The 24,043-nt window shown below is 30.4% G+C and carries 32 protein-coding genes and 1 pseudogene; 24 read left to right on the top strand and 9 right to left on the bottom strand.

All coding sequences use genetic code 11. From position 1 onward, the window contains the following. Positions 1-2 precede the first annotated feature (2 nt). Complete coding sequence (locus tag FBF06_RS04180) at positions 3-1,049, bottom strand: extracellular solute-binding protein (RefSeq protein WP_168977548.1); 1,047 nt, start codon at positions 1,047-1,049, stop codon at positions 3-5. Positions 1,050-1,166: 117 nt separating this feature from the next. On the opposite strand from FBF06_RS04180, the gene corA reads away from it, so the two are divergent. Together corA and mog are read left to right on the top strand one after the other, a co-directional pair. Next, a complete protein-coding gene (corA, locus tag FBF06_RS04175) occupies positions 1,167-2,150 on the top strand; it encodes a magnesium/cobalt transporter CorA (protein ID WP_002854937.1) in 984 nt (327 codons plus the stop codon). A 20-nt stretch (positions 2,151-2,170) separates the two neighbouring features. Then, the gene (mog, locus tag FBF06_RS04170) at positions 2,171-2,713 is read left to right on the top strand and encodes a molybdopterin adenylyltransferase (protein ID WP_002854948.1); all 543 of its coding nucleotides are present in this window, start codon (positions 2,171-2,173) and stop codon (positions 2,711-2,713) included. On the opposite strand, the gene FBF06_RS04165 is transcribed toward mog, so the two are convergent. Continuing rightward, complete coding sequence (locus FBF06_RS04165) at positions 2,710-2,895, bottom strand: hypothetical protein (RefSeq protein WP_002825403.1); 186 nt, start codon at positions 2,893-2,895, stop codon at positions 2,710-2,712. The genes mog and FBF06_RS04165 overlap by 4 nt on opposite strands. Before the next feature lie 127 nt (positions 2,896-3,022). Here FBF06_RS04165 and FBF06_RS04160 point away from each other — a divergent pair, with 127 nt between their 5' ends. From FBF06_RS04160 to FBF06_RS04140, 5 genes are read left to right on the top strand one after another with little or no spacing between them, the layout of a single operon-like run. Further along, positions 3,023-4,210, top strand: coding sequence for a M48 family metallopeptidase (locus FBF06_RS04160; protein WP_002869835.1), 1,188 nt, complete (start codon positions 3,023-3,025; stop codon positions 4,208-4,210). Next, entirely contained in the window at positions 4,207-5,022 is an 816-nt protein-coding gene (locus tag FBF06_RS04155; RefSeq protein ID WP_032584118.1) for a HemK/PrmC family methyltransferase, read from the top strand. Before FBF06_RS04160 ends, FBF06_RS04155 begins: the two co-directional genes overlap by 4 nt. Before the next feature lie 12 nt (positions 5,023-5,034). Then, the gene (locus tag FBF06_RS04150) at positions 5,035-5,505 is read left to right on the top strand and encodes a DUF4149 domain-containing protein (protein ID WP_032584120.1); all 471 of its coding nucleotides are present in this window, start codon (positions 5,035-5,037) and stop codon (positions 5,503-5,505) included. A 38-nt stretch (positions 5,506-5,543) separates the two neighbouring features. Beyond that, the gene (gene flaC / locus FBF06_RS04145; protein WP_002867846.1) at positions 5,544-6,293 is read left to right on the top strand and encodes a flagellin C; all 750 of its coding nucleotides are present in this window, start codon (positions 5,544-5,546) and stop codon (positions 6,291-6,293) included. Between the two features lie 34 nt (positions 6,294-6,327). Continuing rightward, a complete protein-coding gene (locus FBF06_RS04140) occupies positions 6,328-6,960 on the top strand; it encodes a YggS family pyridoxal phosphate-dependent enzyme (protein ID WP_002852054.1) in 633 nt (210 codons plus the stop codon). An 11-nt stretch (positions 6,961-6,971) separates the two neighbouring features. Here the strand turns inward: FBF06_RS04140 and dnaE are convergent, their stop codons facing one another. Then, entirely contained in the window at positions 6,972-10,574 is a 3,603-nt protein-coding gene (gene dnaE / locus FBF06_RS04135; protein ID WP_032584122.1) for a DNA polymerase III subunit alpha, read from the bottom strand. Between the two features lie 192 nt (positions 10,575-10,766). On the opposite strand from dnaE, the pseudogene FBF06_RS10010 reads away from it, so the two are divergent. Further along, a pseudogene (locus tag FBF06_RS10010) lies at positions 10,767-10,859 on the top strand (Rdx family protein); the annotation flags it as partial. Between the two features lie 93 nt (positions 10,860-10,952). Here FBF06_RS10010 and FBF06_RS04130 read toward each other — a convergent pair. Further along, positions 10,953-11,654: a hypothetical protein gene (locus tag FBF06_RS04130; RefSeq protein WP_057041943.1), complete on the bottom strand. Its 702-nt coding sequence runs from the start codon at positions 11,652-11,654 to the stop codon at positions 10,953-10,955. Further along, complete coding sequence (locus tag FBF06_RS04125; RefSeq protein WP_002791430.1) at positions 11,654-12,328, bottom strand: S24 family peptidase; 675 nt, start codon at positions 12,326-12,328, stop codon at positions 11,654-11,656. Before FBF06_RS04125 ends, FBF06_RS04130 begins: the two co-directional genes overlap by 1 nt. A gap of 149 nt (positions 12,329-12,477) precedes the next feature. Between FBF06_RS04125 and FBF06_RS04120 the strand changes: the two genes are divergently transcribed. The 15 genes from FBF06_RS04120 (at position 12,478) to FBF06_RS04050 (ending at position 21,360) form a co-directional block, all read left to right on the top strand. Continuing rightward, the gene (locus FBF06_RS04120; RefSeq protein WP_002826948.1) at positions 12,478-12,678 is read left to right on the top strand and encodes a hypothetical protein; all 201 of its coding nucleotides are present in this window, start codon (positions 12,478-12,480) and stop codon (positions 12,676-12,678) included. Continuing rightward, on the top strand, positions 12,675-14,750 hold the full coding sequence (locus tag FBF06_RS04115; protein ID WP_100608275.1) for a DDE-type integrase/transposase/recombinase: 2,076 nt from the start codon (positions 12,675-12,677) through the stop codon (positions 14,748-14,750). Before FBF06_RS04120 ends, FBF06_RS04115 begins: the two co-directional genes overlap by 4 nt. Before the next feature lie 170 nt (positions 14,751-14,920). Next, positions 14,921-15,844 carry an AAA family ATPase gene (locus FBF06_RS04110; protein WP_052806498.1) on the top strand — a complete coding sequence of 308 codons (924 nt, stop codon included), beginning with the start codon at positions 14,921-14,923 and terminating at the stop codon, positions 15,842-15,844. Between the two features lie 2 nt (positions 15,845-15,846). After that, positions 15,847-16,038 (top strand): sigma factor-like helix-turn-helix DNA-binding protein, encoded by a 192-nt coding sequence (locus FBF06_RS04105; RefSeq protein ID WP_002795448.1) that lies wholly within the window; start codon positions 15,847-15,849, stop codon positions 16,036-16,038. Beyond that, the gene (locus FBF06_RS04100; protein WP_002824157.1) at positions 16,035-16,220 is read left to right on the top strand and encodes a hypothetical protein; all 186 of its coding nucleotides are present in this window, start codon (positions 16,035-16,037) and stop codon (positions 16,218-16,220) included. Before FBF06_RS04105 ends, FBF06_RS04100 begins: the two co-directional genes overlap by 4 nt. A 133-nt stretch (positions 16,221-16,353) precedes the next feature. Then, positions 16,354-16,692, top strand: coding sequence for a DUF4406 domain-containing protein (locus FBF06_RS04095; protein WP_100608273.1), 339 nt, complete (start codon positions 16,354-16,356; stop codon positions 16,690-16,692). A gap of 195 nt (positions 16,693-16,887) precedes the next feature. After that, positions 16,888-17,373, top strand: coding sequence for a host-nuclease inhibitor Gam family protein (locus tag FBF06_RS04090; protein WP_024266021.1), 486 nt, complete (start codon positions 16,888-16,890; stop codon positions 17,371-17,373). 71 nt (positions 17,374-17,444) lie between these two features. Continuing rightward, a complete protein-coding gene (locus FBF06_RS04085) occupies positions 17,445-17,717 on the top strand; it encodes a hypothetical protein (RefSeq protein WP_071319654.1) in 273 nt (90 codons plus the stop codon). After that, a complete protein-coding gene (locus tag FBF06_RS04080) occupies positions 17,714-18,145 on the top strand; it encodes a hypothetical protein (protein ID WP_002938698.1) in 432 nt (143 codons plus the stop codon). Before FBF06_RS04085 ends, FBF06_RS04080 begins: the two co-directional genes overlap by 4 nt. A 10-nt stretch (positions 18,146-18,155) precedes the next feature. Then, positions 18,156-18,563: a YopX family protein gene (locus FBF06_RS04075; RefSeq protein ID WP_052797554.1), complete on the top strand. Its 408-nt coding sequence runs from the start codon at positions 18,156-18,158 to the stop codon at positions 18,561-18,563. Between the two features lie 108 nt (positions 18,564-18,671). Next, on the top strand, positions 18,672-19,634 hold the full coding sequence (locus tag FBF06_RS04070) for a hypothetical protein (protein ID WP_057031537.1): 963 nt from the start codon (positions 18,672-18,674) through the stop codon (positions 19,632-19,634). Continuing rightward, positions 19,631-19,900, top strand: a complete 270-nt coding sequence (locus tag FBF06_RS04065; protein ID WP_002784531.1) for a hypothetical protein — start codon at positions 19,631-19,633, stop codon at positions 19,898-19,900. The genes FBF06_RS04070 and FBF06_RS04065 overlap by 4 nt, the downstream gene beginning before the upstream one ends. After that, complete coding sequence (locus FBF06_RS04060) at positions 19,900-20,592, top strand: hypothetical protein (RefSeq protein WP_057031538.1); 693 nt, start codon at positions 19,900-19,902, stop codon at positions 20,590-20,592. The genes FBF06_RS04065 and FBF06_RS04060 overlap by 1 nt, the downstream gene beginning before the upstream one ends. Next, on the top strand, positions 20,589-21,038 hold the full coding sequence (locus FBF06_RS04055) for a regulatory protein GemA (RefSeq protein WP_002876315.1): 450 nt from the start codon (positions 20,589-20,591) through the stop codon (positions 21,036-21,038). The genes FBF06_RS04060 and FBF06_RS04055 overlap by 4 nt, the downstream gene beginning before the upstream one ends. 46 nt (positions 21,039-21,084) lie before the next feature. After that, complete coding sequence (locus tag FBF06_RS04050) at positions 21,085-21,360, top strand: hypothetical protein (RefSeq protein WP_002784526.1); 276 nt, start codon at positions 21,085-21,087, stop codon at positions 21,358-21,360. Here FBF06_RS04050 and FBF06_RS04045 read toward each other — a convergent pair. Next, positions 21,352-22,023 carry an endonuclease gene (locus FBF06_RS04045; RefSeq protein WP_002876312.1) on the bottom strand — a complete coding sequence of 224 codons (672 nt, stop codon included), beginning with the start codon at positions 22,021-22,023 and terminating at the stop codon, positions 21,352-21,354. The genes FBF06_RS04050 and FBF06_RS04045 overlap by 9 nt on opposite strands. A gap of 93 nt (positions 22,024-22,116) precedes the next feature. On the opposite strand from FBF06_RS04045, the gene FBF06_RS04040 reads away from it, so the two are divergent. Next, entirely contained in the window at positions 22,117-22,401 is a 285-nt protein-coding gene (locus FBF06_RS04040; RefSeq protein ID WP_002784523.1) for a Mor transcription activator family protein, read from the top strand. On the opposite strand, the gene FBF06_RS04035 is transcribed toward FBF06_RS04040, so the two are convergent. The 3 genes from FBF06_RS04035 to FBF06_RS04025 are packed head-to-tail and all read right to left on the bottom strand — an operon-like array spanning position 22,398 to position 23,927. Next, the gene (locus FBF06_RS04035) at positions 22,398-23,375 is read right to left on the bottom strand and encodes a tail protein (protein WP_002852060.1); all 978 of its coding nucleotides are present in this window, start codon (positions 23,373-23,375) and stop codon (positions 22,398-22,400) included. The genes FBF06_RS04040 and FBF06_RS04035 overlap by 4 nt on opposite strands. Then, on the bottom strand, positions 23,369-23,560 hold the full coding sequence (locus FBF06_RS04030; protein WP_002784520.1) for a tail protein X: 192 nt from the start codon (positions 23,558-23,560) through the stop codon (positions 23,369-23,371). Before FBF06_RS04030 ends, FBF06_RS04035 begins: the two co-directional genes overlap by 7 nt. Beyond that, positions 23,553-23,927 (bottom strand): phage tail protein, encoded by a 375-nt coding sequence (locus tag FBF06_RS04025; protein ID WP_052777709.1) that lies wholly within the window; start codon positions 23,925-23,927, stop codon positions 23,553-23,555. The genes FBF06_RS04030 and FBF06_RS04025 overlap by 8 nt, the downstream gene beginning before the upstream one ends. Between the last annotated feature and the right edge of the window lie 116 nt (positions 23,928-24,043).

The following is a 24,043-nucleotide window of genomic DNA, read 5'->3' as shown; positions in this document are numbered from 1 at the left end:
CTTTATTTCATATCCACTATAACTTTTTCTTGCCAAAGTTGTGGCAATTCTTTAGCGCTTTTTTCCCAAGCTTTTTGATCTTTGATTGCTCTTGCATTTTTGTATTGCTCACTTGGTAAAAGTTTGGCTTTTATATCATCTGGCAAGGTAATATGATCAATTCTTATTGGCCTTGCATAACCTTTTGCTAGATTGATTTGTCCTTTATCAGAAAGTATAAACTCACGGGCTAATTTAGCCGCATTTGGATGTTTTGCGTATTTATTGATAATAGTTGTATAACCCGAAATAACACTACCATCAGCAGGGATTAAAACTTCATAACGATCTTTGCCCACTTTATCTCTATAGCCTAAACCATTAAAATCCCAAACTAAACCCACTTCAACTTCACCTTTTTCAAGATTGGCTATACTTACATCATTATTTACAAGTCTTCCTTGTTTGGCTAAAGTATTAAAAAAAGCTAAAGCAGGACTTAAATCTTTTTCATCCCCACCTAAGGCATAATTAGCTGCCAAAACTGCACTCACAGCTTGAGCCGCTACACTTACATCACCTACGGTAATTTTATAATTTCCCTTAAGCAAATCTTGCCAAGTTTTAGGTATATCTTTTACTACATCTTTATTGACTATAAAAGCTATGGTTCCTGTATAAGCTAAAAGCCAATTTCCATCTTTATCTTTAGCCCAAGTTGGAATTTGATCCCAGTAGCTTGTCTTAAAAGGCTGAGCCACTCCTTGTTTAACCGCTATCTCTCCAAAAGAAGCCCCTATATCCCCTATATCACCGCTTGCATTTTTCTTTTCGGCTTTAAATTTAGCAATTTCTTGAGCTAAACTCATATCTGTATCACTATGTTCTATGCCATAAAGATTTTTAAGATCTGCCCAAGTATCCTTCCAATTTGCCCAAGTATCAGGCATAGCTAAAGAATTTACCCTACCTTCTGCTTGCGCAGCTTTAATCAAATTCTCATCAATAGCTTGTGAATTTGAAAACAATAAGGCAACAAGACCTAAACTTAAGAAAAATTTCTTACTCATTTTTTTTCCTTTCAAAAAATATTTTGGAAATTTAATGAGTTTTAGAAACATTTTAGAAACAAGTTAATTTTTAAGCAAACAAGGTTATAATTTTAAAGTCATAAACAAGGAGCGATCATGCTTTATATTTATATCAAAACTCAAAATGCTTTAGTTCAAAGAATCAATTTTAATCTCGATAGTCAAGAACTACCGCAAAATATTTTATGGATTGATTTACTTCATCCAAGTGCAGCAGAAATTGCTTTTATATCAAGTGAATTTAATCTTGAGTTTCCTACAAAAGAAGAAAGGGAAGAAATAGAGCTTAGCGCAAAATATTGGGAAGATAATGCGACAATAACCATCAATGCTCATTTTTTAGTAAGAGATCTTAAAAGTGATGAAGAGGATAGGAATTTAATCAAGCTTCGCACAGAAATTGTTACTTTTGCTACCGCTAAAAATATCTTATTTACTATAAGATATAACGAATTTAGCACTTTTGAAGAAATTCAAGCAAGGATTTTAGCTAGTCCGAAGAATTTTGAAGATGGTTTTGATATTATTGATAAAATGTTTGAAGTACGCGTTGAAAAAGATGCGGATTTACTAGAATGGATAGATAAAGAAGCAAGACGCTTAAGAACAAGTGTTTTAGAAAAAAAAGATGAATATAGTTATGATGAAATGCTAAAGGATATTTCAAGTTTGCAAGAGCTTAATATGCGCGTAAGAGATTCTTTATTTGATAAGCGTCGTGCTATGACTTCTTTGCTAAAAAGCGATAAAATCGATAAAGATATAAAACAAAATCTCACTATAGTTTTAAAAGACTTAAATTCTTTGGTTGAATTTAGTGTTTCGCAACTTAATATCTTAGATAATATCCAAACCATTTTAGCCAGCCAAATCAACATAGAACAAAACAAAATCATTAAAATTTTTACCGTTGCAACTGTTGCCATGATGCCACCTACTTTAATAGGAACTGTTTATGGTATGAATTTTAAATTCATGCCCGAACTTGAACTTCACTATGCTTATCCCATAGTGCTTGGCGTGATGGTAGTTTCTATCATTTTACCTTTGGTTGTTTTCAAGAAAAAAGGATGGTTATAAAAATTTATTAAGGAGAAACAATGGATACAATAAACATAGGAATTTTGACCCTAAGCGATAGAGCAAGTAGTGGTATATATGAAGATAAAGCTACTACTGAAATTGAAAGAGTGTTAAATTCATATATAAAAAATGATATTATTTATCATAAAGAATTAATCCCCGATGATTATGATTTGATCATTAAAAAATTACTTTATCTAGCAGATGAAAAAAAATGCGATTTGATTGTTACAAGCGGAGGTACAGGTCCAGCACTTCGTGATGTAACCCCAGAAGCCACGGAAGCCGTGTGTGATAAAATGATGCCAGGTTTTGGAGAACTTATGCGCTTAGAAAGTTTAAAATATGTCCCAACAGCTATACTTTCAAGACAGAGTGCAGGAATTCGCAATAAATCTTTTATCATTAATTTACCAGGAAATCCTAAGGCTATAAAAGAATGCCTAGAGCCTGTTTTTCCGGCTATACCTTACTGTATCGATTTGATAGAAGGTGCTTATATAGAAGCAAATGATGAAGTTATTAAGGTTTTTCGCCCTAAGAAAAAATGTCAAAATTAAAATTTATTAGCTCTGATAAGTCTGCTTAATTGTCTAGCAAGCAGACTTGCCGAAGCTTCATCTTTGCTTATCTTTTGCACTTTATTTTTAAACTTACAAAGTCTGTCATCTAAAATCACATCATTGATTGGAATTTTAGGCTTTTCTTTTTGTTTTTGTGAAATCTTTTTCTTAAAAAACATTCTTTAATCCTTTTTTTATAAATATACACCAACTTAGTTGAAAAGAATATTATTTTAGATTTTAAACTATTAACTTTATTTCATTATTTTAAGCTAGAATTCGCAAAAAACCAATCAAGGAAAAATAATGACTTTAATTGCAATTTTATGTCTTTACACAGCACTTTTATCTTGGATTTCCTATGCTCAAATTCGTTTCTTAGAAAGAGAAAAAGACAAACAAGCTCAAATTTTAAGCGAAAAAGACTATCAAAATGCAGCAGATATTGCCATCGAAAATGAAAAATTTAAACTATTTTCCAATTTTTATAATTTAATCATCAATATTGCATGGATAGGTTTTGGATTTTTATATCTTAAAGAATTGCTTATCTTAAACAACACTCGTTTTGAAAATACTTTATTTTTATTATCTTTTTTAATAATCACAAGTATTTTAAATCTACCTTTAAGTATTTATGAAAGTTTTATCAAAGATAAAGCCCATGGTTTTTCAAATATGACTGTAAAACTTTTTATCAAAGACACTATGAAAAGTCTTATTTTAACTTTAATATTTGGATTTTTAATCCTTTATGCTTTGCTTTTTTGCTATGATTTTTTTGGAACTTTTTGGTGGATTGCGGCCTTTATTTTTGCCTTTTGTATTATAGTGATTATAAATCTCATCTACCCTACCTTAATAGCACCTATTTTTAATAAAATGAAAAAACTAGACGATGAAAATTTATTGAAAAAAATCAGCTCTTTAATGAAACAATGCGGGTTTAGTGCAAATGGGGTTTATGTTATTGATGCAAGCAAAAGAGATAAGCGTTTAAATGCTTATTTTGGTGGACTTTTTAAAAGCAAAAGAGTGGTGCTTTTTGATACATTATTAAAAGCCTTAAATGAAAGAGAACTTTTAGCTGTTTTAGGACACGAGCTTGGACATTTTGTTCATAAGGATATTATCAAAGCTTTATTTAACGGCGCTATAACTATGTTTTTACTTTTTTTTGTTTTTGCAAATTTACCTGAATTTGTTTACTTAGAAAGTCATCTAGAAGGAGTAAATGGCGGTGTGTTTGCTCTTTTATTTATCTTGGCAAATATTTTTAACTTTTTAATCTCTCCTATGCTTAATGCCTTAAGTAGAAAAAATGAATTTGCGGCTGATCAACACGGAGCTAAAGTTACAAGCAAAGAAGATATGAAAAATGCATTGATAGCCCTAGCAAGAGAAAATAAAGCTTTTATCAAAACAAGTAAAATATATGCATTTTTTTATCTCAGCCATCCAAGTATTAGTGATAGAATCAAGGCTCTTTCTTGACTATAAAAAATGCTCTTATGGAAGCTAAATCTAGCTTAAAAGGTTATGAAAATGAAGCAGTATTTATACTCTGTGAATATCTAAAAAAAGATAAAGCTTGGTTATTTTTAAACCAAGATATACAAATAGATCATGAACCTTATTTTAAGCTTATAAGGCGTTTTAAATCTGGAGAACCTTTTGAATATATATTTGAAAAAGTGGATTTTTGGGGCTTAGAATTTAAGATAAAAAAAGGCATTCTAATCCCTCGCTACGATAGTGAAATTTTACTTTTTCAAATTTTAAATTTATGCAAAAAAAATACTTTTAATGGGATTTTAGAAATAGGATTTGGAAGTGGAATTTTAAGCATTATTTTAGCCAAAGAACTTGGGTTAAAAATCACAGCCTGCGATATCAATCCCAAAGCCTTAGAATTAGCTTTAGAGAATGCCAAATTACACAAAGTCGATCACTTGATTGACTTTAAACTTTGTAATTTTAAGCAAATTAAAGAAAATTATGATTTTATTTTTTCAAATCCACCCTATATTAAAAATTCATATCCTATAGATATTTGGGTGCAAAAAGAACCCAAAGAGGCTTTATTTGGAGGAGAAAAAGGATATGAAATTCTAGAAGAAATCATACATTTTTCCCTTGATAAAAAAGTTAAATTTTTAGCTTGCGAATTTGGCTATGATCAAAAAGAAATTTTGGAAAAAATTTTATATCAAAATAATTTCATTGTTGATTTTTTCAAAGATGAACAAGGTTATAATCGTGCTTTTATAGCTAAATTTACAAATATGCGTTATGATAAAAAATAAAAGGAGAAACTCTTGAAAGCTGTTAATTTATTTTTACTTGCCTCCATCATAGGGGTTGAACTCATACTAGGAATAGTTGTTGCACCAACAATTTTTTTTCCTCAAAATCTTATAGGAGAAGGAGTGTTGAGCCATTTTCAAAGTGGCTTAATGATGACGCAAATTTTTATTAAGATGGGATATTTGCTGATTTTTGTTTCAGTGGTTAATTTTTTACATGAAATTTATTCTCTTGTAAAAGATGAAATGAAATTTCAAATAAAATTTTCAAAATTTATGCTGAGTTTGCTTATTTTGATTTTAAGCTTAATATTTGTTTTTTATTTTACTAATACCATAATTGAACTCCAAAACTTAGGCGAAAACGCTACAAAAACTCAAGAATTTATCAGTATCCATAATGCAAGTGAAGTGGTGATTAAAATCATCTTGATAATGCAAGTTTTTTTATATTTCTTAAGCTTTAAAATAGCAAAAAAATGATAAAATATTAAATAAATCCAAAAGAGAAGGAGTAGGCCATGATGATCTCTGATGCAACTATGATGCAACAAAATTATTATTTAAATAATGCACAAAAAGCTAGCGATAAAGCTTTAGAAAATATTGCAGCTGTTCGCGCAATAAGTGGAGTTGATAGTGCTAATTTAGCTATTGCTGATTCTTTAAGATCTCAATCAAGCACTATAGATCAAGGTGTCGCAAATGCTTATGATGCTATAGGGGTTTTACAAATTGCAGATGCTAGCCTTACCAATATCTCTCAAAGCGCAGATAGACTTAATGAACTTTCAGTAAAAATGAACAATGCTGCACTTAATGATTCTCAAAAAGGAATGCTAAGAACAGAAGCAACACGCATACAAGAATCCATCAATGATTCTTTTAATAATGCAACTTATAATGGAAAAAATGTCTTTCAAACTATGAATTTTGTAGTAGGTAGCGGAACTGAAACTACAAATTTAAATCCATTAGCAACAGATGGATTAAGCATAGATAATCAAGATAGTATTACAAATTTTATGGATCAACTTGGAAGTTTAAGAAGTGAAATAGGCTCAGGTATCAATGCCATCACATCAAATATTAATGCAAGTGTTCAAAATAGCATCAACTCAAAAGCAGCTGAAAATAATTTACTAAATAATGACATGGCAAAAAATGTCAATGATTTTAATGCCAATTATCTAAAAGAAAATGCTGCTGCTTTTGTTGCTGCGCAATCCAACATGCAGCTTCAAAGCAAAATTGCTAATTTATTACAATAAAATAAGCCCTAAATAGGGCTTATTTTTTATCAAAATGACTTTAGAGCAAATTTTAGAAAAAACCAAAAACGTTCGTCTTGTAGCCGCAAGCAAGTATGTCGATGCAAGTATAATTGAAAAGCTTTTTGATCAAGGTATAGTAGAATTTGGAGAAAATCAAGTCCAAGCTCTAGCACAAAAAAAAGAAAATCTTGATGAAAAAAAACTAGACATAAAGTGGCATTTTATAGGAACGCTACAAAGCAACAAAATCAATCTCTTAATCAAACAAAAACCTATATTATGGCACTCTTGCAATGGTATTAAAATAGCTAAAGCTATGGACAAAAGACTTGATTATAAATTAAATACTTTATTAGAAATCAATAGTGCAAATGAAAATAGCAAAAGCGGTCTAGATCCAAATCAAGCCGTAGAAGAATATTTACAAATACAAGAAGAATGTTCTAATTTAAATCTTTGTGGCGTAATGAGCATAGGATCACACAGCCAAGATAAAGAAAATATTATAAAAAGCTTTGAAACTACATTTAAAATTTATGAAATTCTTCAAAAACATGGGGCTAAGATTTGCTCTATGGGGATGAGTAATGATTTTGAAATTGCTATAAAATGCGGATCCAACTTGGTAAGACTCGGAAGCATTTTATTTAAAAATCTTAAGTAAAACAATCTTACTTAAGCATATTTATTAGAAATTTCCTCTACTATACTATCAGAGATAATAAAATCTGTATGATAAAGCAAGCAAGATCCCGCACTAATAACTTTTAAAACAAGTTTTTTATTATTTTTTTCATTAGGATTATGTGCATTTCTAGCAATTTCATGAATTTCATAGATTAATTCTCTATTCAATCTTGTCAAATCTAGCTCTATGATATTTTTTTCAAATTCCTTAGGTTCTGCGGTAAAATGATTTTCTTCTTTATTTTTAAAATCTTTTTTTGCTCCAATTTTTTTTATAGCTTTAATCTCGCCATCTTCAAGACTTTGCAAATCTTTAATTGCTTTTAAAAAAAAGCTAGGCTTCTCCCCTCCTTCAGCTTTAAATCCCAATACAAAACCATAGGCATTATTTTTTAAATTTTCATCTTTGATGATGTTTTCTATTTCTTCTACATTGCTTTCAAATACAGTAGCATCAAACGAAGAATAATAATCCAAAATTTCAATTCTACCATAACGCTTATTATTTTTACTCATCATGGATTTGAAATCTTCAATTTTACCTATACTTAAAATTTCTCCATTGTTTTTTAAACTTTCAAAATCTAAACTTTTAACATAATCTATGGCATTAATTTGTTCATAAAATCGATCTAAAGGATGGCCTGAAACATAAATTCCTAAAATTTCTTTTTCATATCCTAATTTTTCCATCACTTCAAATTCTTCATTTTTGGGAGTAAAATTTACTTGAACACCTGAAGTTAACTCCTCTTCACCAAAAAGAGAACTTGCAGCATTTTTTCTTACTTCAGCCATTTTACGCGATGCTTCGCTAAGATTTTCCATATTATCAAACAAAGCTTTTCTAGTAAAACCAAACTCATCAAAAGCCCCTGCCTTAATAAGACTTTCTAATGTTCTACGGTTTATCTTGGTAGGATCTATCTTACCTAAGAAATCATTAATATCCTTAAATTCTCCATCTTGCCTTGCTTCAAGTAAATTTTCAACTGCAGGAATACCCACACTTTTTATAGCCCCAAGTCCGTATATAATAGCATCCTTGCCATCTTGCTCTAAAGCACTAAATTCACGGATCGCTTTGTTAATCGATGGAGGTAAAAGTTTAATATTCATTTTTTTCATCTCATCAATATAAACAGCAATTTTATCCACATTGTTTTCTTCGCTTGTTAAAAGCGCTGCCATAAATTCACTAGGATAATAAGTTTTTAAATAAGCTGTTTGAAAAGTAATCAACGCATAAGCCGCAGAGTGAGATTTATTAAAACCATATCCTGCAAATTTTACGATAAGCTCCCATAAATCTTCAGCTTTTACTCTATCATATCCTTGTTTTTCTGCTCCATCTGCAAAATCAGTCTTAAGCTTCTTCATCTTCTCAGGATCTTTTTTACCCATAGCACGACGCACTACATCAGCACCTCCTAAAGAAAAGCCACCTATAATTTGAACAATTTGCATAACCTGTTCTTGATAAACAATAACCCCATAAGTAGGTTCTAAAACCTTTTCTAAACTGTCAAAAGGATATTCTATGTTTTTTAAACCGTGCTTTCTATCGATAAAATCATCAAGCATTCCTGATTCCATAGGGCCTGGACGATAAAGCGCAAGAACCGCAATGATATCTTCAAAACGCTCTGGTTTTAAGCGTGCATTTAAGCTTTGCATACCGCCTGATTCGATTTGAAAAATCCCTAAAGTATTTCCACTTTGTATGGTTTTATAAACCTTGCTATCATTTACATCTATAGTTTCCCAAATAATGTCTTTATTGTAACGCTTTTTAATAAGCTTGATTGCATTATTAATTACTGTTAAAGTTTTAAGACCTAAAAAGTCAAATTTTATCAAATCCACATCTTCTAAATGATCTTTAGAATACTGCGTTACTAAATGTCTTTCATCATTTTTACTTTGTCTAAAAAGCGGAGTTTTCTTCCATAAACTTTCATTAGAAATTACAACACCCGCTGCGTGCATACCAGCATTGCGATTTAATCCTTCCAAAGCTCTTGCATACTCCCAAACTTCAGGACCTTTAGGATGACGATCGATAAATTCTTTGATTTTAGGTTCTTTTTCATAAGCAGCATCAAGAGTGATTTTAAGCTCTTCAGGCACAAGTTTAGCAAGTTCATCAGCATCTTGAATACTCATATCACAAACTCTAGCCACATCACGAATCACCCCTTTAGCCAAAAGTTTACCAAAGGTAATCACCTGTGCAACCTTATCTGCTCCATATTTATCAATCACATAATCAATCACTTCAGCACGTCTGTCTTGACAAAAATCCACATCAATATCAGGCATGCTCACACGCTCAGGATTTAAAAAACGCTCAAAAAGTAGACTATAAGGAATAGGATCTAAATCCGTAATCCTTAAACAATAAGAAACCAAACTTCCTGCAGCTGATCCTCTTCCAGGGCCTACTGGAATACCTTTATCCTTAGCCACTTTAATAAAATCATGAACAATAAGCATATAACCTGAAAATTTCATATTTTTAATGATGTTAATTTCTACTTCAAGTCTTTGTTTGTATTCTTCATGCTTACTTTCATCGATAAATTTTAATCTCTCTTCAAGTCCTTTTTTACAAAGTTCTTCAAAAACCATGTCATCATTATCAAAGCTAAATTCTTTTGTTTCTTCAGGTAAGATAATATTATGATCTTTAGCATATTCTCTTGTAAATTTAAAATTCGGTGGAGTGGGATTGCCAAGATTAAGCTCTAAATTACATTTTTGTGCGATTTCTTGTGTATTTTCTATAGCTTCTGGAATATCTGCAAAAAGCTCACTCATCTGCTCAGGACTTTTAACATAAAATTCATGCACACTATGACGTATTCTATCAGGATCGTTAAGTTTTTTTCCCATGGCTATACACATAAAAACCTCATGGGCAGCCGCTCTTTCTTTAAAAGTATAATGCGTATCATTTGTAGCAATGATTTTTATATTTAATTCTTTAGAAAGTCTGATAATATCATCATCTATCATTCTTTGATCGCCTATACCATGACGCATGATTTCAAAATAAAAATCATCTTTAAAAACTTTTTTATACCATAATGCCGCTTCTTTTGCTGCTTCATAGCCTTTTGCACCAAAACGCACATTTCTTTCACTATAAGTATTTAAGTGCCAATTTACTTCACCTTGCAAGCAAGCAGAAGAGCAAATAAGACCTTCGCTATGATCTTCCAAAAGCTTTTTATTGATACGCGGATAATAATACAAACCTTTAATATAACTTTGAGAACTTAAATACATTAAATTTTGATATCCGATCTCATTTTTTGCATACAAACAAAGGTGAAAACGCTGACGAGAACTTTTATCATCTAATTCATCGTGATTATGTAAATACGCTTCCATACCAATGATAGGTTTTAAACCTTGTGCTTTCATTGTTTGATAAAAATCAATTGCCCCAAACATATTTCCATGATCTGTCATAGCCACACTTGTAGCACCCTGCTCTTTTAAAGTCAAAGCTAATTCTTTAAGCTTATTGGCTCCATCAAGCAAAGAATATTCTGTATGTAAATGCAAGTGTGTAAATTGACTCATTTTCTTCCTTTAGTTTTTTAAGGCTTATTTTAATTTTGATAAAAATTATAAATTTTTCTCGCTGAATTTGAAAGAAATTGACCCTAAATTTCAACTTAAATTTTACAAAAAGGCAAAAATTCAGCCAAAATAAACTATAATAAAATCTAAGATTTTAATCTTAATAAAAAGAACTTCTCAAAGGATGAAATGATGAAAGTAAAAATTGCTTATTGCAATCTTTGAAATTATCGCCCACAAGCTGCAAGGGTTGCAGAAGAACTACAAAGCGATTTCAAAGATGTTGTCGGCGGAAAAATAAAATGTAACCATAGAAAAATAAAATGATACTTTTTGGTTGCATTTTATCTTTCCATAAAACTTAAACTTAAAATGTAATTATATTATTTCTTTTACTTTGTTTTTCCAAAAATCAACAAATTTTCTATCAATTTTAGGATTTGCCTCAGCTTCTTTTATTAAATCATTTATACAATCAATTCTTTTTTGTTTGGATTTAATAGTTTTTAATTTCCCAGCTTCTTCATAATACTTAATACATTGATTTTCAAAAAGACTTACATCATAATTATCTTCCAAAAGTTGAATTGTATCTATAATTAAGCCATAGGCTTTGGGATGTCTTTCCTGTATTTTTTGTTCCATTTCTAATGCAAGTTTTCTTCTGCTTTCTGCAGTATCTTTATTTTTTGATTTTAAAGCTATGCTAACACTTTCTTCTGCGATTAAGATAAAATTTATTGCTTCTAAATAATTATCTTGATTATTTGAAGAGAGATAATGTGAAATTTTTTCATGTTTATTTGTAGAAAAATTTTTACACTGCTCATATAATTCTCGATAAGGTCTTTCTAATCTTAAAATCATTTCTTCTGTAATCATGGCTTTACCATAATGAATTTTAGCTGCTTCCATTAAAGAAATTTCATAATATTTAGATATTGCTTCTATTTCTTTTAAATCTTGTTTAGTAAGAGTGTCGTTTGTTGCTATTTTTATTAATTTTGATTTTATTCTAAAACCAGAATAAACAAATAAACCAATTGTTACAATCAATATTATAATAATAAAATATAACATCACTCGTACTTTATAATAGCATTTTCAAAAGTTTTAATTGATATTGCCTTACAAACAACGCCTATAATTTCAGCGTTGTTAATATGCTCAATATTAACAACAATATCTTTGTAAAAAGAGTTCATAGAACTTAATACAATTTCATTTACAAATGGTTGTTTTAAAAGCTTTTTACAGTAAATTTCGCCATCAAGGTTGATAACCACAATATCTCCGTTTTTAACAAGGTCAAGTTTATTTTTGCTCACATCAATAGCTATAACATCTCCACTATGGATAAAAGGCTCCATACTATCTCCTATAACTTTAATAATATCGAGTTTAGCTAAAGGCGGTAATCCTAAGGCTTCGCAGGCAAATTTTTTACTTATTGCTATCTCAGTATATTCTAATTGACTATTTATAGCACCATATCCAGCGGCGGCTGCCGCATCTGTATAATATCTTAATTTCAAAATATCATCTATAATTCGCATTTTGTCAAAAAAGATAGCATCAAGTGAAATATTGTGTTCTTTTGAAATTTTCATTAATAAATCGTAGGGAATGGTATTTCTAGTTCTCCAAGTGCTTAATGTATTGGGTTTTACTTTAAAAATTCCACAAAATTCTTTATCATCGGTGATATTTAACAGAGCATAAACTCTATTCAAAATGTCTGCTGTTTTATGCATTATAAGCCTTCTTTTATTAAAAAATTCACAAAATGCGATAAAATATCTTGACTTAATTCGCATTTTGTCTTATAATTTGATATTTTAATAGCAAATTGTATCTTAAAATAACTCAATTTGATATAAAAATATCAAATTAAAGGAAAAAAATGTTAAAACAATACTTCGAAGATAATGGTATTAATATAAAAAAATTCGCACAAAAACACAATCTTGACTATTTAAGTACTATTCGCGTTATAAAAGGTGAATATTTAGGAAAATACAAAGCGAAGAAAAACACTAGAGCAGTTTATGAAAAACTTTTAGAACTTAAAATCATTGATGAAATGCCTAAGGCTTGTTCATGAGTTACTTCTTAGAAACCAAAGAAGCCGCACAAACTTTTAATGTAAGCACAGGAGCTTTGAGGCTTGCAGTAAGTAGAAACTCAAATAAATATGAGTGGCTAAAAGTGGATAATGAAAAAGGTGGCAGGGGTGGTAAAAAACTACTATTTAAAATAAGCAAAGATGAGCTTTTAACCGCTTTTAATCAAGAATTAATCAGTAAAAATACTTTGATTTTTAATGAAAAAATGCAAAAAGTTAAATTGATCGAAATTATTACTACCGATAATTTAAAAACTACAAATAATAGTTTAAAAACTAGTAATTTAAATTTAACAGAGCCAAAAATAGACAATGATTTGGCTGTTTTAAATATAAAGTTTGAAAATTTAAGCGATGAAATTAAAAACAATGCTAGAGAAAAGCTTAAGTCTTTAAAGCAAGTAGAAAAATATATTGAAGGAGGACTTAAGCAGAAAAGAGCTTTGGAATTATGCGGTATTTCTAAAATAGAAATTTTTAGAATTCGCAAAGCATATAAAGAAAATGGCATCCTAGGCTTAGTCGACACTCGCGGACTTCATCGCAAAGATAAAACTAAACTTAGTGCTTGGATGCAAGAATATGCCTTAAGAGAGTATCGCACCTTTGGAGCAGGTGGATTTAACTTTACTGAGCTTTGGTGGCAAATCCATAAAGAAGCAGCTACTAAAGAAAATTATGACTTTATAGGTTTTGATTTGGGAAAAGTAAAGCCACTCTTTAGTGTAAAAACCTTACAAAATTTCATTAAAAACTATTATAAAGACAAGCCTTTGGAGCATTGTATTATCACTCAAGGCTTAGATCGTGCAAAATCTAAGTTTCTCCCTGCACAAGGCAATCAAAGAGAGCTTTATGATATGAAAAACATGTGTTGGCAAATCGATAGCTCTCCAGCTGATTTTATAGTAAGAGATGATGAAACACTAGAGCCTTTCCGCCCACACATCTTAAGTGTCGTTGATGTCTTTAGTGGCATGGGAGTAGCTACCTTAGTAGGAAAATCAAACTCTTTAAGCCTAACTAGACTTTTATGGAAAGCCATAGATAAGTTTGGTAAGCCTGATATGATTAAAGGGGATAATGGTAAAGATTATCTTTCAAAAGATTTTCAAAGCTTACTTGATAGTCTTAATATAAGCTATGATGCAGCTATTGCTTACGCAGGAGAGCAAAAAGCTTTAGTTGAAAGGCGTTTTGGAACACTTCAAAGAGCTAGATTATCTCAAATGCACGGTCACATTGGAAATAGCTTAGCTAAAAGAGAAATGATAGAGCAAAAAACTCCTAAGAAAGAAAGAAAAGCTAAAGATGAATACGGCTTTGCTAAAAAAACTAATCAAAAACTCCTTCACACCTTTAGCGAAGCTTGTGAGCTTTTGGAAGCTGAAGTGATCAAGTGGAACATGAGCAAAGTTCGCCGCAAAAAAGGCGTTAAAACTCCACTTGAACTTTGGAACTCATGCGATAGATCTATTGTAAAAATATCTTATGAAGAATTTTTGTTTAACGCTGGAAATAAAGAACTTAGGGTTGTGGGCAAAAAAGGCATTAACTTTGAAAGTAGAGTTTATAAAAGTGCTTTAATGCCAAGTGTTGGCACAAGGGTTAAATGTGTGCAAAATATCGATAATATTAAAGAACTTTTCATTTATGATTTAAGCGGAAACTTTCTTTGTCTAGCACTTGATGAAAGTATCGCTAAACTTAGTAAAGAAAGCTATAAAATGCTTAAAAAAGGTTATGAAAGTGAAGTTAAAGCGATTAAAGAAGTGCTTAAAAAAGATGAGATTGCCGCCTTTACTAAACTTAATATTAAACAAGACTTACAAGATTTACAAAGTGCTTTTGAAAACTCACTCGTAGAAGCTAAAGAGGTGCATCAAAAATCCCTTGCAAAAGAAGCCTTAAAAACTCAAAGAGAATTAGAAGAGATTAAAAACAATGCTAATGCGGATGAGCTTATTTTAAATGCTAAAAAAGAAATAAATAACGATGAAAGCGAGTTTGACATGGAAGCTTTTGTCGAAAAGAAATATTTTGCTGGTTAAAAATTGTTTAAAGCTTGATTAATTCAAGTTTTAAAGAGTTTTTATAAAGCTCTAAAACAAAGATGCCCCCACTTCAGTGGGACGGGGGCTTTAGGTGGATGCAAGGAGCAAAGCTCCTGCTCACAAAGCGGAATTTACTTCCGCTGTGAAGTTAAGAGAAAGGATAAAAAATGCAATTAGTAGAACTTACTAAAAAGTTTTTAAGCACCCAAAACATCTCTCAAAACAATCTCTCCGATCGTTTAGGGATTAATAAAAGCTATATGGTGGGCTATATGAAAGAAGGAAGTAGCTATAAATACGCTTTAAAAGTAGAGCCTTTACTTGAAAAATACATTAAAAGCTTTGTGGAAGAAAAAAGCGTGAAAGAGCTTCAAACACCTTTTATTGCCACTAAAGATGCAAAGGCGATTAATGTAACCATTGAAAGTGCCATGAGCAATCGCGAAATGGGAGTAATCATTGGCGAAGCGGGGACTGGAAAAAGCAGAGCCATTAAAGAATATGCCGCTAAAAATGGAACAAGAGTGGTGCTTTTTGAAGCAACAACTGAGACAAGCAAAAGAATGCTTTTGGTGGGGCTTGAAAATAAACTCAATGTGTGTTTTAAAGGTTCTTTGGATGATAAGATTAGAGGCATTGCTAGCGAGTTAGCAAGAACTTCAAAGGTTTTAATTATAGATGAGAGTGAGCATTTGCCGTTTCGTGCTTTGGAGTGCTTAAGACGCATATATGATTTTTCAAATACTGCTTTAATCTTAGTAGGTACTAGAAAACTTAAAAACAATCTTACAGGCATTGGCAGAAATGATTACAACGAGTACGGACAACTAAGCTCTAGAATTGGTGCAAAATGGGAATTAAAAGGACTTTGCTACCAAAACAAAGAAGGTTTAAAAGATGAAGACTTAAAAACACTTTGTAATCATTTTGATGTGGAGGAGAAAAAGGCTATTGATTTAGTTTTTAACCTCGCTCGTGGCAACTTTAGAAAAAGTGAGAAGCTTTTAAAAAGAGCTTGTGAATTTGCAGATGGAAAAGCGGTTGAGCTTAAACACATAGAAGCTGCCGCATCATTTTTAATGCTGGGCTAAAAATGAGTTTTGAAGAGATAGCTAAAGAACTTAATCTTAGCGTGACACGCGTTCATCAAATCTATACTGAAGCTCTTAGAAAGTTAAAGAGTCCTAAAAATAAAGACAAGTGGATGGCTATCTTTGAAACGATTGACTTAATCAAAAAAGAAAAAGCAAAGAAAGAAAACTTAATACAAGGAGAGAAAAAATGATACCAATGATTAAAGGTGAGAAAGCTGATTATAGTGCTTCGCTTTTTGAGATAAAGGGTGTAAGCATTATTTATAAAGAAAGTGGAGTGTTTGTAGATGTTTTAAAAGGAATTTATCCTGATTATATTGCAAAAAAAATCATTCGTTTTCATTTGGGTAAAAAGCTTAACAAAAGTGCTTAAATTAAAGCACTTTATAGAAACCTCGCCTTAACGGCGTCGCTTCGCTGGTTTTGATTAAGTTTTTTCTTTTTAAGTCTTTTTTTAAGAAGACTTAAAAAGGGTAAAACCCTAAAATTATTAGAAAGGATTAACAATGGCATTAGTTTATGTAGCCTCTCCTTACAAAGCTTTAGTAGTAAGAGAAAGTCAAAGAAAAGCACAAGCTATTAGCATAGCTCAGCAAGAATGCTTAAAAATTATGCGTGAATGTGAAGGCTTTACACCTGTTTCACCCATACTACAATTTAGTTATTTGGATGAAAACAAACACAGAGACAAAGCTTTACAAATGGGATTAGAGCTTTTAAAAGCAAGTGATTATATTTATATGAGTAATCATAAAGATGCTAAGTATTCTAAGGGAATGCAAGAAGAATTAGCATTAGCTAAAAAGCTTGGCATTAAAGAGCTAGTTTTGGAGTTGCCTCTTTGACTTCGCAATGTGGCAAAGCCACCTTTTGCGATAAAGAGCTACACTCCCTTAACCCACCTGAAGGCTCCGCGACACTGCGTGAAAAAAAAGGTTTAAGGATAGTTAAGAAAAGAACTAAACACGCAGTGCTTTTAAGATATGGCGTAGTTCTTTGGGATTATCAAATTAACAAATTTAATTTAAAAGGAGATTTAAATGCAAATAAATAATTTAGAAGATGTTAATTTAGCACTTAAAAAAGTGGCAGAACTTAGTGTAAAAATAGAAAAGATTAATGGCGAGGTAACTTTAGCTTGCAATGAGATTAAAGAAGCTCGTGCAGGAGAGATTAAGGTTTTAAGTGATGAACTTAAATACATAGAGCAATGTATCACCACTTTTTGCGAAAATAATAAACACGAGTTTGCAGAAAAAAGAAGCAAAGAATTTACCTTTGGCAAGATTGGCTATCGCTTAAGTAAAAGCGTTTCTTTACCAAGAGTGAAAGAAAAATTTGACAATTTAATCAAAGCTTTAAAAAGCTATGGACTCAATGATTGCATTACTTATAAAGAAGAACTTAATAAAGATGCCATTGCAGAGCTTGAAGATAGCACCTTAGTAAAATTAGGACTTAAAAGAGTTGTAAAAGATAATTTTAGAATAGAGCCAAAGATTGAAAGCTTAGAAATTCAAAATTAAGAATTTAACAAGTCCGCTAAGGCGGATTTGATTAAGTTTTTAAAACTTAATTTAAAACAAAAGGATAAAAAATGTATGTCAATGTAAGCATAGATGCGAGTGATTTAGAAGATATAGATGCTCATGATTTGGCTGAACTTTTTGAAGATTTAAGCACAAAAGAGCAAGAGGAATTCTTTGGAATTATCCATAAGGATATCAAGCCATTAGAAAGAATAAGAGCTATTGTTTCTAATTTGTCTAATGATGAAGCACTTAAACTTTTAAAAGAACTTAATAATGAGTTTAAAAGCGATGAGGAATGGCAAAAAACTATAAAAAGCATAAATGGAGATAACAAATGAAATCAGTCAAAATTAATAATACTTATATCTTAGCAGAAACAATTAAGAGTTTTAGAATATTTCAAGATGAAAATTTTGTTGTTCTTGAGATTTTTAATGGAGAACAATATACGCAATGTTTTGAAATATTTCAAAGCAAAGAAGTTGAATACCATTATCTTTTTGGTGTAAAACAAAATTCAAAAACTATAAAAATACTTAATGATATAGATATTTCAATGCAAAAACTTTGTGGGGTTATAGGTAATAATTTACTTGAAACACTTGCTTTTTTAGAAAGTAGAAAAAAAGAAGACATAGTTTTTAGATTAGATAATGAAATTACACAAATTTTAGAAAAAAGCGAATTAGTTGAAAATATTAATAAACTTGTAAAAGAATATGAAAACGAACAAAGCAACAAAGGCTTTTTTAAAAAGTTTTTTTAAAGGATAAATAATGAAACTACAAGATTTTGATTTTAGGATTTGGAACAACGAAACTGAGAGACACGAAACAAATAAGTGTCTTATTTCTCTTTTAATGATTGATGTATTAACTAGAGTGGCGCATCTTAATGGAAATAAATTTGAAATCGAGCTATGGACTGGCTATTTTGATAAAAACGGAAATAAAATCTATGAAAATGATATTATCAAAAATGAATCGCTTGAAGAAATTTATTATATTACAAGAGATAATACTTATAAAATGTTTAAAATAATCATCTATGATAAAGACTGTAATGAAAACCTTTATAGGAAAAAAAATCCTGCTGATATCAATTTGTTAAAAATGCTTGTTTCAGATAAAAATATGAGTGTCATTGGCAATATCCATGAAAATCCTGAACTTTTGAAATGTTAAAAAATATTAAAAATTTTAACATAAAAATGAAATATGTTAAAAAAGCCAAAAAATTTAACAAAGTCCATTGATTTAATGGGCTTGATTAAGTTTTAGCAAGGAAAAAAGATGAATTTGGATTTTTTAAATGAGTTTAAGTTAAAAAATAAAGATTTAAACGAGAAATTAGAGTTTTTAATCCCTGATTTTTTAGTTAAAAAAGCAATAACTATTATTTATGCAAATGGTGGAAGTGGAAAAAGTTATTTAAGTGCCGCCATTTCTAAAACACTTTGCAAAGATACAAGGGTTAAAAGCATCGTTTATGTTGACATGGATAATCCTTTAAATGTTTTAAATGAAAGAGGTTTTGGTGAACTTATTTTAAATGAAAGCAAATTCACTTATATTCACAGATCAAGCTTAAAAACTTCAGCTTATGAGCTTTTAGAAATGATTGAAGGCAAAGGCGTAGCAGGAAGCTATGAAGGGGTTTTATTTGTACTTGATTCTTTACGCAATTTTGCAGATATTGATAATGATACTAAAATGATGTCTTTAATGTCTTTACTCATGAATTTAAGAGAATGTGGGGCAACCATTATGGCTTTACACCATTCTACAAAAGATGGCAGAGCTTTTAAAGGCTCAAATCATATTAGAAACTCAAGTGATTGCATGTATTTTTTACAAAAAGTGGCTAACTTAGAACAAGGCTTTGAAGTATTGCTTAGTGTGCAAAAAGAAAGAGCAGGAATTAAAGATCAAGCCTTTTTTATCAATACAAAAACTCTAAATATTAAAAACACCGACTTGCAAAACGCTAAAATCAGCGATAAAGAAGAAGCTTTTATAGATAAAGTTTTAAAGCTTTTAAACGAAAAAAGCCTAAGCACAAGTGAGATTTTATTAGCTCTTGATGTCAGTAGGAGTGATAATTTTTCAAGGAATACTTTAGAGAAATTTAAAGGTGTTTTTTGGGAAAGTGAGCTTGGCGGAGAGAATGGTCGCACTTTTGTTTGGAAAAGTTTAAAAGCTGACAATAAAGACAGCAACGACAAAGAATTAAGCTTATTTGGGGATGAGTTATGAAATTTAACCCTCCAAGCAAAGAAGATTTAATTAAAGCCATTGATGAGTTTAATGCTAAAAACTCTTGCTCTATCCCTTATTTTATAGCAGATAGTTTTATAAATTACTATAAGCAAGACGATGGAAGATGGCTCATGGCTAATAAAAAGCCTTTAAAATGCTGGAAAAGAGCGCTTAATTCAACTTGGCTTCCAAAGTTAGCGAACAAATACAAAAATAAAGATAAGCAAAAAGCTTTAGCTTCTTGGCTAGAAGAGGAGTTTTAATGGATAATGCAAAAGAGGCGCTAAAAGAGCTTTTTGGTATTAGCGAAGTTCAAGCTGTGGCCATAGAAAAACTTTATTTTAAAGCTAAAACACCAAAAGATATACTAGGCTTTAAAAAATACTATGATTTAACCATGCTAAAAAAACAATTTGTTGGCACAAGTTATGAGAAACTTTCCCTTGTGTGTGCCTTTGCAGAGCTTGATTTAAACTTAAGGTACAAAAATATAGAGTCTTTTTTAGAATGGCTTTTCATTTCATTTTCAAATCGTTTTATTTTTCAAACAAAAAAAGGAGATTTCTCATATTCTTTTGTACTTAGATATTATGATGGTAACATTGTTTATGATGAGTTAGGAAAGCCTGTTTTAAAGCATGTTGATTGTGGAGATAATCTTTATTTTATTAATGCTAATAAAGAGCTTTGTGATGAGCAAAGAAAACCACTGAATGTAGGAGAGTTTTATAATAAGCTAGTTGAATATATGTTTAAAAACCAAGATAAAATTATTTTTGATAATAAAATTGAAATAAGCCCTGTTATTAAAACTCAAATTCCTAGCCAAACTAAAATAAATAAAGATTACGAGCAAAACTATTTAGAATACAAAAAGAATCAAAATAAGCTTTATAATGCAAATATTGATAAATTCACTTCAAAACTAGAGCAAATTTTAAAGGCTAAAAAATGAATACTCAAAACACTTTAAAAAAGCACTTAATTAAAATCATTCATACTTTAAGAAAAGATGCTAATTTAAGCGATGATGAAAGCTATCGCTGGGTTTTAAATCAAAGATATGGCAAAGCTTCAAGTAAGGATTTAAGCATAGATGAACTTAGGGACTTTGCTATAACTTTGGGCTATGATGAAAAGTTTTTAAAAAAGCAAAATACCAAAAAAGCAAGGTATTTTAAAAAAGAAAACACTAAAAGCGGAAGGGCTACAAAAAAGCAACTTAATATGATACAAGCCATTTGGAGTAAAAATGCTAAAAATCCTACTCAGTGGGCTTTAAGAGAGTTTATTAATAATATTGTAAAAAAGCGACCTTTGCATCTTTGGTATTTAAGTATAGAAGATGCTAATAAAGTTATCCTAGGGCTAAAAAATTTAGAAAACAACAGCACACATTAAGCCAAACGAAGCTAATGTTGTCTCATCAAAACAAAAGGAGATTAAAATGATTTTAGAAATACATTCTTACGATGCAGAGTTTTTTTTAACCTTAGGCATAGAAAAACACTCACAAATTGCCTTTGCTGCAAAAAGAACAAGCCTTGAAATAATGCATAATGGAATCACTCATCAGATTAAAACTGATAAAGATTTTGGGATTTTGCTTAATGTGGTTTGTAATATCAGAGAAAAACTTGATGAGAGTTTTGAGGAAGAAGATAAAAGCTTGGTTATTGATATAGATGAAATTGTGGCTAAAGTTTGCAAAGAATTAGAGTAATGCTCTAATTCTTTTTTCTTTCTCATCCATAGGGTATTGTTTATCCCAAGCCTCCATAAGTTTTCTTTCTTGGTCGGATAATCTGATATTATAAGTTTTGCTCATATATAAATAGCTTCTTGCAATCCAGCCTTTAGAATAATTTGCAGGATAAAATCTTTTTGCTTTAAAATCAGTATAAACCTTACAATTTCCATATTGAGTATATTTTAAATTAGTAGGAGCCTCAGCATATCTAAAATTGCTTCTATCCCCATTTATCTCTCCTATGGCTGGAACTAGGTTTTGTTTATCGGCTTCCATTTTTGCAAAAGTTGGATCATTTTTACAAGCTTTTCTGCCACCTTCTTTCCAGCAAGGTAAATGCTTTCCAAAGTTTTGGGCGGGCATAATATGCTCCCATTCTATGCGTTTGATTCTTTGGTTAATTTTTCCTTTTTTGGTGTATTCGTTTCTAGGAGCATATAAATCACTTTTAATCACTTCAAAACTAATATATTTTCCTTTTTTATTAACCTTAAAAGGTGCTTGACAATAAAAATCATACCAGTAAGAGCTCCCTAGATCATTATAAAATTTTACTAATTCTTTTTTGCTTTCTTCAAAACTTTTAGCATTTAATAAGCTTAAAGCAAGTATTAAAACGCTTATTATTTTTTTCATTTATTCTCCTTTTTATTTTTTAAAATTATACCCTACTAAATAAAATTTAGCTTTTTTGCTATAATTTGCAAAAACACTCAAATAGGACTAGCATTGCTTAGCAATAACGAATACTTTGAATATTTTATTGATTTTGTGAAAAATAACGACAAACGAGAAATCTTAAAAGAATTTGGCGGTGCAAATATTTATATACCAAGCTACAAAACCTTACTTAGAGATGAAGAATTAAAACAGGATTTTAAAACACTCATAAAACAGGGAATAAGCACTAAAAATGCAAGTGTGGAATGTGCTAAAAAATACGATTTAAGTTTAAATGCGGTGTATTTAATCACTAAAGAATTGAGAGAAAATTTAGAACCAAGTTTGTTTTAGCTCTCAAACTCCACGCTAATTATATAAGCTTGGTCATTAAAACTATGACTCACGCTTTTAATACTAAATTCATAATGATCCATATTAATATCTTTAATCTTAAGTTTTCCACCTGCTCTTATTTCACGCCCAATAAGCTCACATCTTCCATTTAATCCACCTTTTTGAAGCTCATTGAGTTTTGCTTGTGCTTTTTTAAAAGCTTCATTATCATTTTTTGGTTGTGAGATTTGCATTTTATATATATTCTCCCCACTTCCTACTTTTATGCTTTTTATCTTTGCCTCATTTATATCTTGCCATTCTGCTATTACGGCACTATATTCATTTCTAGCACTTTCTGAAATTTCTAATGAAATACATTCTTTTAAAGCTATTTCAAATAAGGGTAAATTTTCATTCTTGCTTGTGATATTAGCAGCATTATCGCCAATCTTACCATCTTTTGGAGTAATGATTAAAGTATTTTCTTTTACACAGCAAATAAAACCATAATCAAAACATATACTATACAAGAATTCTAAATTACTTTGATTATTTTGTAAAATGCTTACTATATTTTGATCCTCGCCACTTGTTTTGATTTTTAGATTGTTTTCATTTGCGATTTTTCTTGCTATGGTAAAAAGAGTAGTGTTTTCAAAGCTTCTTGTCTTTTTCTCTTTTATATTAACGCTGCCTTTTCCACTAAAATTAATAGCACTTGCTCTAACTTCAGTAGTATTTGAAGTATAGTTTTTACTCACTACATTCACACTAAAGCTTCCACATTTATAAAGCTTTTCAAAGCCAAGCCAAAGCTCTAAACTATCCCCAAAAAGTGGCTTGGAATAAAGCCCAAAAACACTTAAACTTATCTCATCACTTTCAGCTTTTTCTTTATCTTCATAACTAATGCTAATAAGATTTTTAGAAAGTTTTTCTGTGATATCCTCACCTTTGGCAATAAGTTTAAACTTAGGTTTTCTTACCATAAAGCCTTTTCCTTGCTTTCTTTGATTTTAATACTAGGTAAAATCACTTTATCTCCTGTTTTTAAAAGAGGCTCTAATCTTGGATTGGCTAATAAAACTTGATTAAAATACAAAAGTGTCCCATAATGCTTATAGACTATACTATCAAGCCTCTCGTTGTTTTTAGCTATGTAAATCTTACTCATCAAAATCCCTTTCTAAATCCATGCTAAAGCTTTGTGTTACAAAGCCACTTCCATCTACAAATGCACTTCTGTTTTCATTTAAGGATAAAATCACAAATTTACCATAATACTTTCCATTAGCTCCTGTTAAGATAAAAGATCTTTGTTCTTTTGCCATATTCTCAAGCTTATCTAAATAAGTATTTCTATCCCCTTTTAAAGGTAAAGTTTTGCCTTGTATTTTAATCTTTTCGCTTTCTTTAGAACTTGCAAATAAAGCATTATGATTATTAAGCCTATTTTGACTTTGTATGTTATATTCTAAGCTTCTTTCTAAATTATCAAAATTTAAAGCTTTAAACTCAAATTCTCCTAAAGCTAAAACCATTTAAACTCCTTTTTAGTTTCATCAAGCTAAAATTATCTTAATTAGATAAGGTTGATACCTAAAATGTAGTAGTAGGATAGTCCAAATTAATTGGGGTATGTATTGTGAGTGCAAGT

Source organism: Campylobacter sp. CFSAN093227 (assembly GCF_012897855.1).
Classification (GTDB): Bacteria; Campylobacterota; Campylobacteria; order Campylobacterales; family Campylobacteraceae; genus Campylobacter_D; species Campylobacter_D jejuni.
This window is presented reverse-complemented; position numbering and strand designations above follow the sequence as displayed.